Source organism: Burkholderia lata, from assembly GCF_000012945.1.
Classification (GTDB): domain Bacteria; phylum Pseudomonadota; class Gammaproteobacteria; order Burkholderiales; family Burkholderiaceae; genus Burkholderia; species Burkholderia lata.
Genome location: NC_007511.1, coordinates 2,536,883 through 2,552,042, shown reverse-complemented (window position 1 = coordinate 2,552,042; position 15,160 = coordinate 2,536,883). Strand labels below are relative to the sequence as shown.

Genomic DNA, 15,160 nt, shown 5'->3' with positions numbered 1-15,160 from the left:
GTTGACGTGACGGCGCATGCGATTTCGCGGGCTGGCAGCGTGCGGTCGCGTACCTGTCATCAGCGAAGCGACTTCGAAACCCCGGCTGGATCGGATTGCCGGGGCCTTGGTCACCATTGCACCGGTTCGACTGTCCGGTCGAATGCAGCCTCGAGCAACGCGGTCTCGCGATCGTCGAGTCTCAGGTCGAGTGCCGCGAGCGCGTCGGTCGGGTGATGAGGTTTTGACAACCCGACGATCGGTGCGGTGATGCCTGGCCGGCTCAGCACCCAGGCCAGTGCGATCCGGGCGGGTGCCATCCCGCGTGCCTGCGCCACCTGCCTGACCATATCGACGGTCGCCGCGACCGCGTCGCGACCGTCGTACCAGGACACCATTTGCTGGTCGGTTGCGGCCCGCGTCGTCGCGGCATCGCGCGAGCCGGCCAGCAGCCCGCGGCCGAGCGGGGACCACGGCGTGTAGGCAATCCCTTCTTCGATGCAAAGCGGCAGCATGTCGCGCTCATCGTCGCGGCAGATCAGGCTGTATTGGCTCTGCATCGAAACGAATCGGGCGAGGCCGTGGTGCCGCTGAAACGCGAGCATCTTCATGAATTGCCACGCATGCATCGACGACGCGCCGAGATAGCGGACCTTGCCGCTCCTCACGAGGGTATCGAGCGCATCGAGCGTTTCTTCGATCGGCGTGTCCGGATCGAACCGATGGATCACGTAAAGATCGACGTAATCCGTCCCGAGGCGCTCAAGCGACGCATCGATGCCGGCGAGCAGATGCTTGCGCGACAGCCCGCGCGCATTCGGCCCGTCGCCGGTCGGAAAGAACGCTTTGGTTGCGATCACCACATCGTCGCGCGTCGCGAAATCTCGCAGCGCGCGCCCGAGAATGCGCTCGCTCTCGCCGCTCGAGTAGATATCGGCCGTGTCGAAGAAATTTACCCCCGCATCGAGTGCCGTGCGAATGAAAGGGCGGGCCGCCTCCTCGTTCGCGACCCACGGACGCCATGACGAGTCGCCGTAGGTCATGCAGCCCAGGCAAAGCCTCGACACCTTCAGCCCGGACCTTCCCAGCTTCACGTATTCCATCGGTTCCTCCTATGTCGCGGCGCCGGTCAGCGCATGCCGCCGATCGTGTAGCCGCCGTCGACCAGCAGCGATTCGCCCGTCACGAAGCGCGCTTCGTCGCTGCAGAGCCAGACGGCCGCGTCGGCCACGTCCTCGGGCGTGCCGATCCGGCGTGCGGGCGTAAATGCGGCGAACGGGCGGAACATCTCGTCGTCGCCGAAGCGGCGCGCCATCGGCGTGTCGATGATGCCGGGGTTCACGTTGTTGATCCGGATGCCGTGCGGGCCGCCTTCGAGTGCGACCGCGCGCACCAGCGCATCGAGCGCGCCCTTGCTGGCGGAATAGGTCGACGAGCCGGCAAGCGCGCCTTTCGCGAGCCACGACGACGTATTGACGATCGCGCCGCCGCCATGCGCGAGCATCGCCTCCATTTCATATTTGATCGACAGCCACGTGCCCTTGAGGTTGGTGGCGATCACCTGGTCGAAGTCGGCCTCGGTCTGTTCGACGATCGGCGCGAACGTGCCTTCCGTCCCGGCATTGTTGAACGCAGCATGCAATGCGCCGTAGCGTCCGATCGTTGTGTCGACGAGCGCGCGCACGCCATCGGCGGATCCGACGTCGATGGCCATCGCGAAGGCTTCGCCGCCGCGCTCGGCAATGGCGTGCACGGTTTCGTCGAGCGGCGCCGCGCGCCGTCCGGCGACGACGACGCGGGCGCCTTCACGCGCGAATGCGAGCGCGGCCGCCCGGCCAATGCCGGTGCCGCCGCCGGTGACGAGCGCGACGCGTCCGTCGAGCCGGGGCCGCGTCGCGGCGGGAGAGGATGACAAGCTGCGTGAATCAGGCATGACGAGTGTGGCTCCATGTAAACGGAAGCGAACTGGCCGGCGGGCCGGCGCATGGTCGAGGTGCTTAGTCCCGGTGGTCGGGCACTGTCAGGGGCGTGCCGGGCGAGCCGGCGTAGAACACGATCAGTTCGGCTCGCTCGTCGCCGGTTTCCCCGCGATGGGCGCCGTCGACCATTTCCGGCACCACGTCGCCCGGGCCGAGCGCCAGCCGCTTGCCGTCGCTGCGGCGCACGGCGGTCAGGTGGCCCGACAGCACGTAGCCGACGTTGATCGACGGATGCGTATGCCACGGCAATACCGCGTGAGGCGGAATCGTGTAGCGTACGACCGTGATCTCCGGTTGTTCTGGCGGGTAGGAGCGATATCGCGACCCGTCCCACGCATGCGTGGTTCGCAGCAGTACCGTCTCGGTCGCACGGCTACCTGCGTCCGCGTCCTGTGCGGTTGCCCGTGGCGAACCAGCGACAATCAATGCGGCCGCGACGACGGTTCGCGAAACGACTGAAAATGAAAGTGTGTGCATGGCGGCGGGCCGTTTGGCCCCGGGTATCGAAGACAGCGCCATTGTGCGAAGCAGCGTGCCGAGCGAATAGCACCTGACCGGTTGAAACCGATTCAACCGGTCGGACAGGCGTTGCGATGCCGTGGACGATCGCCCGGGTGTTTCGGGCTTGACGGGAGCTGCGAATGGATCGATTGAAGGCGCTGACGGTGTTCGTCCGTATCGCGGCTGCGGGCGGCATCAGCGCGGGCGCCCGCGAGTTGGGCATGACGCCGCAAGCGGCCAGCAAGCAGGTCGCAGCGCTGGAGGCGCTGTTGAACGTGCGGCTGCTCCAGCGCTCGACGCGCGGGATCGTGTTGACGCTCGAGGGTGAACGCCTGCTGGCACAGTGCCGCGGCGCCGTCGGGGAACTGGAGAGCGCGCTGCGCATGCTCGACGACGATCGGGCGCCCGCGGCCGGCACGATCCGTGTTGCGGCGCCGTATTCGCTGGCCCGGCGCTTTCTCGCGCCGCTGCTCGGCGAATTCTGCGATCGGCAGCCGGGCGTCACGGCCGAGCTGATCGTCAGCGACGACATGGCCGACATCGTCGAACAGCGGATCGACATCGCCGTGCGGACCGGCAATCTGCCGGACAGCGGGCTCGTTGCACGGCGCGTCGCCGATCTGCAATTGATCGTCTGCGCGTCGCCTGCGTACCTGCGTCGCCATGGCGAGCCGCAGACGATCGACGCGCTGCGCGATCATCGTTGCACCGCGTTCCTGTATCCGCGCACGGGCAAGCCGTTTCCGTGGGAATTCCTGGTTGATGGTCGTGTCGACACACGACAGATCGACCCGTTCATCGCGACCAACGACATCGATGCGGAACTCGACACGGTGCTGAGCGGCGCCGCGATCGGCCAGTTCTTCGGCTATTCGGTTCACGCGCACATTCGCGAGGGGCGTCTCGTGCCGCTGCTGACCCGGCACGTGACCTGCCGTTACGGCCTCCATCTATGCATGCCGCAGCGCATGCACCTGCCGCGCAGGAGCCGTTTGCTGATGGATTTCCTCGCCGACCGGCTTGGCGGGCATCCGGATCTTGCACCGCTTTCGTTTGCGGAAGCGTCGGCGTGACACGTGCCTGATCGCGGGCGAGCCTCCGGGGGGGGCTTGCCGGCCGGGCGGTTGCGCGTCGCCGCTTCGTGCTCGCCGATCTTCAGGAACCCCGGCGGGCAATGACAGTCGGCATGGCCGCGATCGGCGCGTTCGTCGGGCCGAGCGAAGTCGTCACGGCCGCCGCGAACCCCGATGGCGAGCCGGGCGAGGGCGCCGCGCCGTTGCACGCGCCGCACATACCCGCATTACCTGAAGCCGGGTTCGGGTGCCGGGACGCGGCACGCGCTCGCCGGGCATCAGTACGACAACTTGGCGTCTCCAACGCGCGATACGTCTTGATGCGTCTCGCGCATCGCGGCGAGTACGGCCTCGAGCGCCACGATCGCATCCGTGCGCCGCTTGATCGCCATCCGCTGTTCCCCGAGCGCCCGCAGCGGCGCGCCGCCGAAATAGTCCATGATGTCCGGCAGGCGCCGGACCACACCACGGCTGCCCCAGCAGCCGTCGTCGATTTCCGTCGGAAAGACCCACACGCGCGTCGCGACGCCATCAATCGGCACGCCTTCCGCGTGAGCGACGGCAGCGGTCACGTCCGCGATCAGCCCGGCGCGTGCGGCGTCCGTGTACTGACCTTCCGGCACGGTCGGCACGATCCGGTAGATCGGTGCAGGCGCGACAGCTCCGGCGCGATACACGGCTGCCGGCCGATGGACGAAGATCCAGGTCACGTCCCGCACGCGCGGATTGTCGGGGTCGAGCCCCTCGTGGCGGATCAGCGTATTGGTCAGCGCTTCCATCAGTTGTGCTTCGGCCTGCGGTGCGAGCGCACCTTCGGGAATGGTGACGTCGATCATCGGCATGACGGTGTCCTGGTTCGGTGGGGAGGGCGTCGCTCCAAGGCGGGACGACGCGAATCCAGTGTATGAACCTCTTGCCGATACGCGCAGTGGCGAAACTGCCATTCGACGATGCCGTTTCCGACACCGTGCCCAAAGTGTGTTGCGCGCGGCTATTGCGTGAAGCGACGGCGATACTCGCCGGGGGAGATGCCGGTCTCACGCTTGAACAATTGCCGGAAGCCGCTGATGTCCGCGTAGCCGACGCGCTCGCAGATGGTGTCGATCGCGAGCTTGGTTTCCGCGAGCAACCGCTTCGCGACTTCGATCCTGAGCGTCTGCAGATACCTGAGCGGCGGCGCGCCCACGGCGTCTTTGAAGCGGCGATGGAGCGTGCGTTCGCTCATCGCGACGTGATCGCTCAGCCGGGCGAGGCTGAAGGGTTCGCGCAGGTGCTTTTCCATCCAGCGCTGGGCACGCGCGATGGTCGCGTCGTCGTGCCCGCGATGGCCCATCCGGTCGAGTTCGATGAACGAATCCTGCGAGACGCGGTTCATGTCGATCAGCATGAGCCGGGCGACCGACGCGGCAAGGCGCGCATTCGCCAGTTTGTCGACGATTCGCAGCGCGAGATTCTGGTACGAGGTGATGGCGCCGCCGCACAGGATGCCGTCCTGCTCGGTCAGGATGTCCGACGCACGTAGTGCCACGTCCGGGTAGCGTGCGCGAAAGCTCGATGCTTTCGACCAGTGCGTCGTGGCAACGCGGCCGTCGAGCAAGCCGGCCTCCGCGAGCAGGAATGCGCCGGTGCAGTACGTCGCGATCAGCGTGCCGCGCGCGTGTTGCCGGCGCAGCGCGTCGAACAGCGGCGCGAGTGCGGCGGGCCGGTCAAGCAGACGCTCGAGATCCGCGACGAACGGGCTCGTGAGCCAGATCGCGTCGGCGGGACTGCTGCCGTCGATCACGCCATCGACAGGGATGACCTGGCCGGAAGCCGCGCGCACCGGCCGCCCGCCGATCGATTCGACGCACCAGCGAAACGGTGCGCTCGCGCGGGCCTGCGATGTCGTCGAGGCGAGATGGTTGGCCGCCGTGAGGACGTCGGTCGGCGCGGCGACGCCGGATGCAAGGGCATGTTCGACAGCCCAGATTCGGATGAGCGGCATGAGTGGCAGAATTGACCTCGAGCGAGGCCAATGCTACCACCGGGCGACAAGCGATTCTTGGCTGCCGGCAATGCCGCCCATTCATGCGGCTAGCAGTCGAAAATCAAAAGGCCGCCCGGCGCCGAAGCGCACGGGCGGCCTTGTGCAGGTCGAGCGGCCGCGCAGTGTTGCTCAGCACTCACCCTTCTTCGCGTGTCCCGGCGGGCAGTGATAGCCGCGATCGTCGTGGCCGCGATGACGCTGGTGGTCTTCCCACTCGCGGCGTTCCCAGTAGCGGTGGCCGTCGTAGTAACGATCGCCATGCCAGCCGACGATTACCGCGGGCGCCGGGGCGACCATGACGGGCGCGGGCGCGACGACGACCGGTGCGGGCGTGCCGATGTTGACGTCGACGTTGACGGCGTGGGCGAGGCCGGACAGCGAAAGGCCGAGGCCGGCGAAGGCAAGGGCGATCAGCGAGCGTTGCATGTTCTTTTCCGTGATGTTGTTGTAGAAGGTCGGCGCGACACGATGGAAGCGAGGGGGGATCGTTCCACCGGGGGGAAACGCCGCACCGACACATGCAGTGTGCTGGCGCGCGACGGAAAACGCGAGGCGGGTTTGTTACGGCGGATTGGCGGCCGGCAGGCGCGGGGTGCGGGCGTCGGGCCGCGTCATTTGACAATGGCGGCCGGCGTGCGCGGACGATTGCGCGCGTGTCGCACAGCACCGGCAGTGCGGATTTGACATTCCGCGGCGCACGGTCGCGAAGCGCGATTAATCGCGCGTTACAAAGTGACACGCGGCAGGTGGCGGGATCGCCATGCCTGCCGCGCGGGAAGCGGTACGCCGGCCGTCGGGCCGGCAGTCGTCACGGATGGATTACAGGTAGAACATCCGGTCTTCGTCCGGGCGCGGCGGATGGCCTTCATCGTCCGAGCCTTCTTCCTCGCCGCTGTCCTCGTAGAACGCGAGCACCGCGTCGAGCACCTGGTCGGGATCGTCGATCACCTGCATCAGGTCCATGTCTTCCGGATTGATCAGGCCCATCGGGATGAGCTGGTCGCGGAACCACTGCAGCAGCCCCTTCCAGAACTCGCTGCCGACGAGGATGATCGGCACGAGGCGCGACTTCTTCGTCTGGATCAGCGTGAGCACTTCCGACAGCTCGTCGAGCGTGCCGAAGCCGCCCGGCATCACGATCACCGCATCCGAATTCTTCACGAACGTGACCTTGCGCGTGAAGAAGTGGCGGAAGCGCAGCGAGATGTCCTGGTAGTGGTTGCCGGCCTGTTCGTGCGGCAGCTCGATGTTCAGGCCGACCGACGGCGCTTTACCGGCGTGCGCGCCCTTGTTCGCGGCTTCCATGATGCCGGGGCCGCCGCCGGAGATCACGGCGAAGCCGGCGTCGGACAGCTTGCGCGCGATCTGCGCGGCGAGCTTGTAGTGCGGCGTATCGGGTTTGAGGCGGGCAGAACCGTAGATGCTGACAGCCGGGCGGATCTCCGACAGGTACTCGGTCGCCTCGATAAACTCTGCCATAATCGTGAACATCTGCCACGATGCGCGCGCCTTCTTGGCCGTCGCGCGTTCTTGATCTGCGAGCGAACGCAGACTCGGAATCACTTTTCTCTTGTTCATAATGCCTGAAGAACGAAATCTGGAAGGTAAGACCCTGCTATTGGTTGACGGTTCGAGCTATCTGTATCGGGCTTACCATGCGATGCCTGATTTGCGTGGCCCTGGCGGGGAGCCGACCGGAGCGCTCTACGGAATCATCAACATGCTGCGCCGTATGCGCAAGGAAGTCAGTGCAGAGTATAGCGCTTGCGTGTTCGATGCAAAGGGCAAGACGTTCCGTGACGACCTTTATGCCGACTATAAGGCAAACCGTCCGTCGATGCCGCCCGACCTCGCATTGCAGGTCGAACCGATCCACGGCGCGGTGCGCGCGCTCGGCTGGCCGCTGCTGATGGTCGAAGGCGTCGAGGCCGACGACGTGATCGGCACGCTCGCGCGCGAAGCCGAGCGGCACGGGATGAACGTAGTCGTGTCGACCGGCGACAAGGATCTCGCGCAGCTCGTCACCGACCACGTCACGCTCGTCAACACGATGACCAACGAGACGCTCGACCGCGACGGTGTGATCGCGAAGTTCGGCGTGCCGCCCGAGCGCATCATCGACTACCTTGCACTGATCGGCGACACCGTCGACAACGTGCCGGGCGTCGAGAAGTGCGGGCCGAAGACGGCCGTGAAATGGCTGGCGCAGTACGACAGCCTCGACGGCGTGATCGAGCATGCGGGCGACATCAAGGGCGTGGTCGGCGACAACCTGCGCCGCGCGCTCGACTTCCTGCCGCTCGGCCGCACGCTCGTGACCGTCGAGACGGCTTGCGATCTCACGCCGCATCTCGAATCGATCGAAGCGTCGTTGAAGAGCGACGGCGAAGCGCGCGACCTGATGCGCGACATCTTCGCGCGCTACGGCTTCAAGACCTGGTTGCGCGAAGTCGACAGCGCGCCGGCGGAAGGCGGCGGCGCCGATGCGCCGGAAGGCGAGCCGGCGCCGGTGGTGGCGGCCGACATCGTGCGCGAATACGACACGATCCAGACCTGGGAGCAATTCGACGCGTGGTTCGCGAAGATCGACGCGGCCGCACTGACCGCATTCGACACCGAGACGACCTCGCTCGACCCGATGCTCGCGCGGCTCGTGGGCCTGTCGTTCTCGGTTGAATCGGGCAAGGCCGCGTACCTGCCGGTCGCACACCGCGGCCCCGACATGCCCGAGCAGCTTCCGCTCGACGAAGTGCTCGCGCGCCTGAAGCCGTGGCTCGAATCGGCCGATCGCAAGAAGGTCGGCCAGCACCTGAAGTACGACGCGCAGGTGCTCGCGAACTACGACATCGCGCTGAACGGCATCGAGCACGACACGTTGCTCGAATCGTACGTCGTCGAGTCACATCGCACGCACGACATGGACAGCCTTGCGCTGCGTCATCTGGGCGTCAAGACGATCAAGTATGAAGACGTGGCCGGCAAGGGCGCGAAGCAGATCGGTTTCGACGAAGTCGCGCTCACTCAGGCCGCCGAATACGCGGCCGAAGATGCGGACATCACGCTGCAGCTGCATCACGCGCTGTATCCGCAGGTTGCGCGCGAACCGGGCCTCTTGCACGTGTACCGCGAGATCGAGATGCCCGTGTCGCTCGTGCTGCGCAAGATGGAGCGCACGGGCGTGCTGATCGACGACGTTCGCCTGCAGGCGCAGAGCACCGAAATCGCGACGCGCCTGATCGAGCTCGAAGCGCAGGCGTACGAACTGGCGGGCGGTGAATTCAATCTCGGCTCGCCGAAGCAGATCGGGCAGATCTTCTTCGAAAAGCTGCAGTTGCCGGTCGTGAAAAAGACACCGAGCGGCGCGCCGTCGACCGACGAAGAAGTGCTGCAGAAGCTGGCCGAGGACTACCCGCTGCCGAAGCTGCTGCTCGAGCATCGCGGGCTGTCGAAGCTGAAGTCGACCTATACCGACAAGCTGCCGCGCATGGTGAACCCTTCCACGGGCCGCGTGCACACGAACTACGCGCAGGCCGTCGCCGTCACGGGCCGCCTTGCGTCGAACGATCCGAATCTTCAGAACATTCCGGTGCGCACGGCCGAGGGCCGGCGGATCCGCGAGGCGTTCATCGCCTCGCCGGGCCACCGTATCGTGTCGGCCGATTATTCGCAGATCGAACTGCGGATCATGGCGCACATCTCGGGCGACGCGTCGCTGCTGCGTGCGTTCTCGCAGGGCGAGGATATCCACCGCGCAACGGCCGCCGAGGTGTTCGGCGTGACGCCGCTGGAGGTCAATTCCGACCAGCGCCGGATTGCGAAGGTGATCAACTTCGGGCTCATCTACGGGATGAGCGCGTTCGGGCTCGCGTCGAACCTCGGCATCACGCGCGATGCGGCGAAGCTCTATATCGACCGCTATTTCGCCCGTTATCCGGGCGTCGCGCAGTACATGGAAGACACGCGCTCGGTGGCGAAGGAGAAGGGCTACGTCGAAACCGTTTTCGGTCGCCGCCTGTGGCTGCCGGAGATCAACGGCGGCAACGGCCCGCGCCGCCAGGCGGCCGAGCGCGCGGCAATCAATGCGCCGATGCAGGGCACGGCGGCCGACCTGATCAAGCTGTCGATGATCGCGGTGGACGACTGGCTCACGCGCGACAAGCTGGCGTCGCGGATGATCATGCAGGTGCACGATGAACTGGTGCTCGAGGTACCCGACGGCGAACTGTCGCTGGTGCGCGAGAAACTGCCGGAAATGATGTGCGGCGTGGCGAAGCTGAAGGTGCCGCTGGTCGCCGAAGTGGGCGCCGGTGCGAACTGGGAAGAGGCACACTGACGCACCGCCGCGCGGTTCCCGATTCCTGCGGCATATTGTTGCAGGGATGCTGAATATCGAGATGGTTTGCTTGTGGTCAACGCGCAAGCTCCCGGACAATGCATGTCATTGACACGGGGGCATGCGCGCCCCGCGTTCCGGGGTTGGAAACATCGAAGTGCTTCGAACTGCACATCGATGATGTCCGAACCGGTTAATCCACCGGGTCGCGCGAATGCATCGCGTTCGCACTGTCCGGCGGCAGCAGTTTCGAATCGCAAAGGGGGAACAGATGCATCGGATCATCATCGTAGGCGGAGGCGCGGGCGGCCTGGAACTGGCGACGCGGCTCGGCGACCGTTACGGCGCGCGCGGTAATCGTTCCGCGCGTGCGCTTGTCACGCTCGTCGACCGCAATCCGACCCACATCTGGAAACCGCTGCTGCACGAAGTCGCGGCCGGCAGCATGGACCCGTTCACGCAGGAGCTCGAATATGCGGCGCAGGCGCGCTGGCATGGCTTCGAATTCCAGCAGGGCGGGCTGACCGGGCTCGACCGCGCGGCGAAGCGCATCACGCTGTCGCCCATCAACGACAGCGACGGCGAGGAGCTGTTGCCGGCGCGCGAGCTGGAATATGACACGCTCGTGATTGCGATCGGCAGCACGACTCACTTCTTCGGCGTGCAGGGCGCGGCGGAAAACGCGATCGCGCTCGATACCGTTGGCGAGGCCGAGCGCTTCCGCAAGCGGCTGATCGCCGCGTGCATGCGCGCCGAGCATCAGCCGCCGGCGCCGACTGCGCCGGGTGAAGCAGCCGAGCCGCGCATCCAGGTCGCGATCGTCGGCGGCGGCGCGACCGGCGTCGAGCTGTCCGCGGAACTGCGCAACACGGCGCAGGTGTTGTCGGCCTACGGGCTGCACAAGCTCGACCCGCGGCACGACGTCGGCATCGTGCTGATCGAATCGGGGCCGCGGATCCTCCCGGCATTGCCGGAGCGCGTGTCGTCGGCGACGGCCGAACTGCTCGAAAAGATCGGCGTGCGGCTGATGCTCGCCGAGCGCGTGACCGAGGTGGCGCCCGGTGCCGTCCATACGGCGAGCGGCAAGACGGTGCGTGCCGACCTGACGGTCTGGGCAGCCGGCATCAAGGCGCCGTCCGTGCTCGCCAATCTCGATGGCCTCCAGGTCAACAAGCTCGGCCAGCTCGACGTGCGCCGCACGCTGCAGACCTTTACCGACGACAACGTGTTCGCGCTCGGCGATTGTGCGGCATGCGCATGGCCCGGCAACGAGCGCAACGTGCCGCCACGCGCGCAGGCTGCGCACCAGCAGGCGAACTTCCTGCTGAAGGCAATCGGCTGCCGGCTCGACGGGCGCCCGCTGCCCGAATTCACGTATCGCGACCTCGGCTCGCTCGTGTCGCTCGGCCATTTCAGCGCGGTCGGCAACCTGATGGGCGGGCTGATCGGCGGCAACATGCTGATCGAAGGGCTGTTCGCACGCTTCATGTACATGTCGCTGTACCGGATGCACATCGCCGCGCTGCACGGCTATCCGCGGATGATGCTCGACACCGTCGCGCACTGGCTGCGGCGCACGACGCTGCCGCGCGTCAAGCTGCACTGAGTGCGCGTTCGCGCGGGAAGCGGGCGGGGAGTGCGCACGTCGTGCGCAGTCTTCGCCCGTTGTTCTTTGCGGGTAGCCGGGCTGCCGTGCCTGTGCGTGACGGGCAATATCGATCGCGTGCTTTTCGTTTCAATTCGCAAGCATCCGATCGCACAACGGCGATCGACAGGCGGTTTGTTGCATCGCGATTCGACGGGCCGCCGGCGGGTTTTTGCGTGACGATCGACGTGTCGAATCAACATGTCGTAATCGAGTCTTACATATCCGACAGTTGACGTGACAACGGATTATTAGGCATCTTGTCCGGGTTTCCGTTTGCGGCGGGGTGCCAACCGCCGCAACATCCGCGCCGCGCGACGGCGCGATGCCCCGTCATGCCGTGTCCGTGATCGTGACGGCGGCGCCCAATCGAGGAGTGCATTCATGTTGAAACCCGAAGTCGACAGCCTGGTTCCCCACGTTCCGTTCTCGCGCCGCAAGTTCATGCAGGCCGCGCTGGGCGGTGCCTTCGCGGCGGCCGTGCTGCCCGTGTCGGCGCAGACGGTCACGACCGACAGCGAAGGGCTGGACGTCGACACCGTCGAGATCCGCTCGGGCGACGCGAGCGTGCCTGCGTATCGCGCGCAACCGAAGGACAAGACGAACCTGCCGGTCGTCATCGTGATCCACGAGATCTTCGGCGTGCACGCGCACATCGCCGATGTCTGCCGCCGCTTTGCGAAGCTCGGGTATCTCGCGATCGCGCCGGATCTGTTCGCGCGGCAGGGCAACGCGGCGAAGTATCCGACGATCAAGGATCTGGTCGAGCACATCGTCAGCAAGGTGCCGGACCGGCAGGTGACCGAGGATCTCGACGCGACCGTCGCGTGGGCCGGCAAGAACGGCGGCGACCTGTCGCGTCTCGGCGTGGTCGGGTTCTGCTGGGGCGGCCGTCAGAGCTGGCTGTATGCGGAGCACAACCCGCACGTGCGTGCGGCCGTCGCATGGTACGGGTTCGTCGAAGGCAAGACCGACGAGATGACGCCGTTCAACCCGGTCGATCATGCATCGATGCTGAAGGTGCCGGTGCTCGGGCTGTATGGCGAGAAGGATACGAATATCACGCAGGCGTCGCTCGCCGACATGCGCAAGGCGATCCAGGCGAGCGATTCGAAGCTCGCGCGCGAATCGGAGATCGTCGTGTATCCGGACGCCGGTCACGCGTTCTTCGCCGATTACCGGCCGAGCTATGTGAAGGCCGACGCGGAGGAGAGCTGGACGCGCGCGATCGCGTGGCTCCACAAGTACGGCGTGATGTAAACGGCAAGCGGCGGCACATGCCGCCGCTTCGTTGCGCTTGCGCCGCGACGGCGCTTACGGTGTCGGGCCGGTTGCGATCGGCCGCGACGGGTCGGCGCTCCATTCGCTCCACGAGCCCGGATACAGCGACGCGCCGTGCAGGCCCGCAACCTCCAGTGCAAGCGCGTTGTGGCATGCGGTGACACCGGAGCCGCATTGCAGGATCACGCGATTCGGTTCGGTGCCCGCCAGCACGGCGGAAAACGCCTCGCGCAGTTCATGGCCGGTCTTGAAGCGGCCGTCGGCGGTCAGGTTGTCCTTGAAGAAGCGGTTGCGCGCGCCGGGGATGTGGCCGCCCACACGATCGATCGTTTCGTTTTCTCCACGGTAGCGATCGGGTGCGCGCGCATCGATCACGACGCGCGTGGGTGCGTTCACATTGGCGAGCACGGCTGCCGCGTCGACCGTCGATTCGAGCGGCGCAGCCGCGCGGAAATCGCCGGCGGCCGGATGCGATACGTCGGTTGCCAGCGGCTGGCCAGCTGCTTCCCAGGCTTGCAGGCCGCCGTCGAGCACGGCAACCGAATCGTGGCCCAGCCAGCGCAGCAGCCACCACAGGCGCGCCGCATAGGCGCCGCCTTGTGCGTCGTATGCGACGACCTGTTGGCCCTGCTTGAGGCCGCGGCTCGCGAGCAGCGTGGCGAGTGCGTCGCGGGTCGGCAGCGGGTGGCGGCCGTTGGTGCCCGTCTTGCGGCCCGACAGGTCGCGGTCGAGATGGAGGTATTGGGCGCCGGGGATATGACCGGCCGCGTACGCGGCTTCGCCGGCAGCGGGATCGACGAGATCGAAGCGGCAGTCGAACAGCGCGACGCTGCCGGGCGCCGCCGCCAGGCGCTCGGCGAGATTGGCGGCGGAGATGAGCGTGGTGTAGTGAGTGTGTGGCATGACGGCTCCCTGGAGTGCGAATGGCCTGACATTCCAAGTCTAAACAAAAAAAGACGGGCCGAAGCCCGTCTTTTCGTCTGCCGGATGCCATGCAGCGTCAAAGCGCCGCACCGGTTGTCAGATGTCGCCGAGGTGGCGGCGCAGGAACTCGTGGAAGTGCTGCATGCCGTCTTCCATCGGGCTCTGGTACGGGCCGACCTGCGATTCGCCGCGTGCCATCAGCGCACGGCGGCCTGCGTCCATTCGCATCGCGATCTCGTCGTCCTCGACGGCCGTTTCCATATAGGCGGCGCGTTCCGCCTCGACGAATTCGCGTTCGAACAGCGCGATTTCCTCGGGGTAATAGAACTCGACGATGTTGGTCGTCTTCTGCGGGCCTTGCGGAATCAGCCACGACACGACGAGCACGTGCGGATACCACTCGATCATCAGACCCGGGTAGTAGACCATCCAGATCGCGCCGAACTCCGGCGGCACGCCGTTGCGGAACTTCAGCACCTGCTCGTGCCATTTCTGGTAAGTCGCGCTGCCCGGTTTCGCGAGGGCGTTGTGCACGCCGACCGTCTGCACGCTGTACCAGTCGCCGAACTCCCACTTGAGGTCGTCGCACGACACGAAGCTGCCGAGGCCCGGATGGAACGGGACGACGTGGTAATCCTCGAGGTAGACCTCGATGAACGTCTTCCAGTTGTAGTCGCACTCGTGCACTTCGACGTGATCGAAGTGGTACTCGGAGAAGTCGAAGTGATGCTTCGTGCCGAGGTTGGCGAGGTCGCGCGCGACATTCCGGCCTTCGGCCTCGAACAGCAGCCCCTGCCAGTTCTGCAGCGGGCTCTTGCCGAGGTTCAGGCACGGCTTGTCGGGGAAGTGCGGCGCGCCGAGCAACTCGCCTTCCAGATCGTACGTCCAGCGGTGCAGCGGGCACACGATGTTCTGCGTGTGGCCGCGCCCGTTGAGCATGATCGCCTGCCGGTGGCGGCAGACGTTCGACAGCAGTTCGATCTGGTTCGCCTGGTTGCGGACCAGCACGCGGCCTTCCTTCTCGGACGGCAGCGCAAAATAATCCCCCGCCTCGGGCACCATCAACTCGTGCCCGACGTAACGAGGTCCTTTCTTGAAGAGGGTTTCGATCTCGCGCTGGAGCAGCGCCTCATCGAAGTATGCAGTGACTGGAAGCTGGCTGTGAGCCGACTTCAACTGAAGCGCATCGCTCAGATTGGACATTCCCACTCCCGGTGTTAGCGTGAAAGCAGTGAACAACCCAACCATCGAAAAATCGATTTAGGGAAACGGGGAATTATACCCGGTTCGCCTCGCAAGGCTAGGATTAAGTGCCTGATTTGTGTCAATTTTTTGTCGGGCGACAATCGGGAGGCGCACAATGTGTGTCGAAGGTGGGGCCGGAATATGTGCCGGGTGCCCACGACGGCAGGTCGGAAA

At 65.9% G+C, this 15,160-nt stretch carries 13 protein-coding genes; 4 read left to right on the top strand and 9 right to left on the bottom strand.

The features are described from left to right. Positions 1-110 precede the first annotated feature (110 nt). The 3 genes from BCEP18194_RS33875 to BCEP18194_RS33865 form a co-directional block, all read right to left on the bottom strand. On the bottom strand, positions 111-1,082 hold the full coding sequence (locus BCEP18194_RS33875; RefSeq protein WP_011355819.1) for an aldo/keto reductase: 972 nt from the start codon (positions 1,080-1,082) through the stop codon (positions 111-113). A 26-nt stretch (positions 1,083-1,108) separates the two neighbouring features. Next, positions 1,109-1,912, bottom strand: coding sequence for an SDR family NAD(P)-dependent oxidoreductase (locus BCEP18194_RS33870; protein ID WP_011355818.1), 804 nt, complete (start codon positions 1,910-1,912; stop codon positions 1,109-1,111). A gap of 64 nt (positions 1,913-1,976) precedes the next feature. Continuing rightward, complete coding sequence (locus tag BCEP18194_RS33865; protein WP_011355817.1) at positions 1,977-2,477, bottom strand: cupin domain-containing protein; 501 nt, start codon at positions 2,475-2,477, stop codon at positions 1,977-1,979. A gap of 122 nt (positions 2,478-2,599) precedes the next feature. Between BCEP18194_RS33865 and BCEP18194_RS33860 the strand changes: the two genes are divergently transcribed. After that, the gene (locus tag BCEP18194_RS33860; protein ID WP_011355816.1) at positions 2,600-3,532 is read left to right on the top strand and encodes a LysR family transcriptional regulator; all 933 of its coding nucleotides are present in this window, start codon (positions 2,600-2,602) and stop codon (positions 3,530-3,532) included. Positions 3,533-3,810: 278 nt separating this feature from the next. On the opposite strand, the gene BCEP18194_RS33855 is transcribed toward BCEP18194_RS33860, so the two are convergent. The 4 genes from BCEP18194_RS33855 to BCEP18194_RS33840 all read right to left on the bottom strand — a co-directional run bounded on the left by BCEP18194_RS33855 (position 3,811) and on the right by BCEP18194_RS33840 (position 7,136). Then, positions 3,811-4,374 carry a tautomerase family protein gene (locus BCEP18194_RS33855; RefSeq protein WP_011355815.1) on the bottom strand — a complete coding sequence of 188 codons (564 nt, stop codon included), beginning with the start codon at positions 4,372-4,374 and terminating at the stop codon, positions 3,811-3,813. Positions 4,375-4,523: 149 nt separating this feature from the next. Then, complete coding sequence (locus BCEP18194_RS33850; protein WP_011355814.1) at positions 4,524-5,516, bottom strand: GlxA family transcriptional regulator; 993 nt, start codon at positions 5,514-5,516, stop codon at positions 4,524-4,526. A 171-nt stretch (positions 5,517-5,687) separates the two neighbouring features. After that, the gene (locus BCEP18194_RS33845) at positions 5,688-5,984 is read right to left on the bottom strand and encodes a hypothetical protein (RefSeq protein WP_011355813.1); all 297 of its coding nucleotides are present in this window, start codon (positions 5,982-5,984) and stop codon (positions 5,688-5,690) included. A 393-nt stretch (positions 5,985-6,377) separates the two neighbouring features. Further along, a complete protein-coding gene (locus tag BCEP18194_RS33840) occupies positions 6,378-7,136 on the bottom strand; it encodes a TIGR00730 family Rossman fold protein (protein ID WP_011355812.1) in 759 nt (252 codons plus the stop codon). Position 7,137: 1 nt separating this feature from the next. Between BCEP18194_RS33840 and polA the strand changes: the two genes are divergently transcribed. The 3 genes from polA (at position 7,138) to BCEP18194_RS33825 (ending at position 12,796) form a co-directional block, all read left to right on the top strand. After that, complete coding sequence (polA, locus tag BCEP18194_RS33835; protein WP_011355811.1) at positions 7,138-9,891, top strand: DNA polymerase I; 2,754 nt, start codon at positions 7,138-7,140, stop codon at positions 9,889-9,891. Positions 9,892-10,162: 271 nt separating this feature from the next. Further along, entirely contained in the window at positions 10,163-11,497 is a 1,335-nt protein-coding gene (locus BCEP18194_RS33830) for an NAD(P)/FAD-dependent oxidoreductase (protein WP_041493352.1), read from the top strand. 423 nt (positions 11,498-11,920) lie between these two features. Beyond that, positions 11,921-12,796, top strand: a complete 876-nt coding sequence (locus BCEP18194_RS33825; protein WP_011355809.1) for a dienelactone hydrolase family protein — start codon at positions 11,921-11,923, stop codon at positions 12,794-12,796. Positions 12,797-12,850: 54 nt separating this feature from the next. Here BCEP18194_RS33825 and BCEP18194_RS33820 read toward each other — a convergent pair whose 3' ends face one another. Both BCEP18194_RS33820 and BCEP18194_RS33815 read right to left on the bottom strand, forming a co-directional pair. Then, positions 12,851-13,720, bottom strand: a complete 870-nt coding sequence (locus BCEP18194_RS33820; protein WP_011355808.1) for a sulfurtransferase — start codon at positions 13,718-13,720, stop codon at positions 12,851-12,853. Between the two features lie 117 nt (positions 13,721-13,837). After that, positions 13,838-14,944, bottom strand: coding sequence for an aromatic ring-hydroxylating oxygenase subunit alpha (locus BCEP18194_RS33815; protein WP_011355807.1), 1,107 nt, complete (start codon positions 14,942-14,944; stop codon positions 13,838-13,840). Between the last annotated feature and the right edge of the window lie 216 nt (positions 14,945-15,160).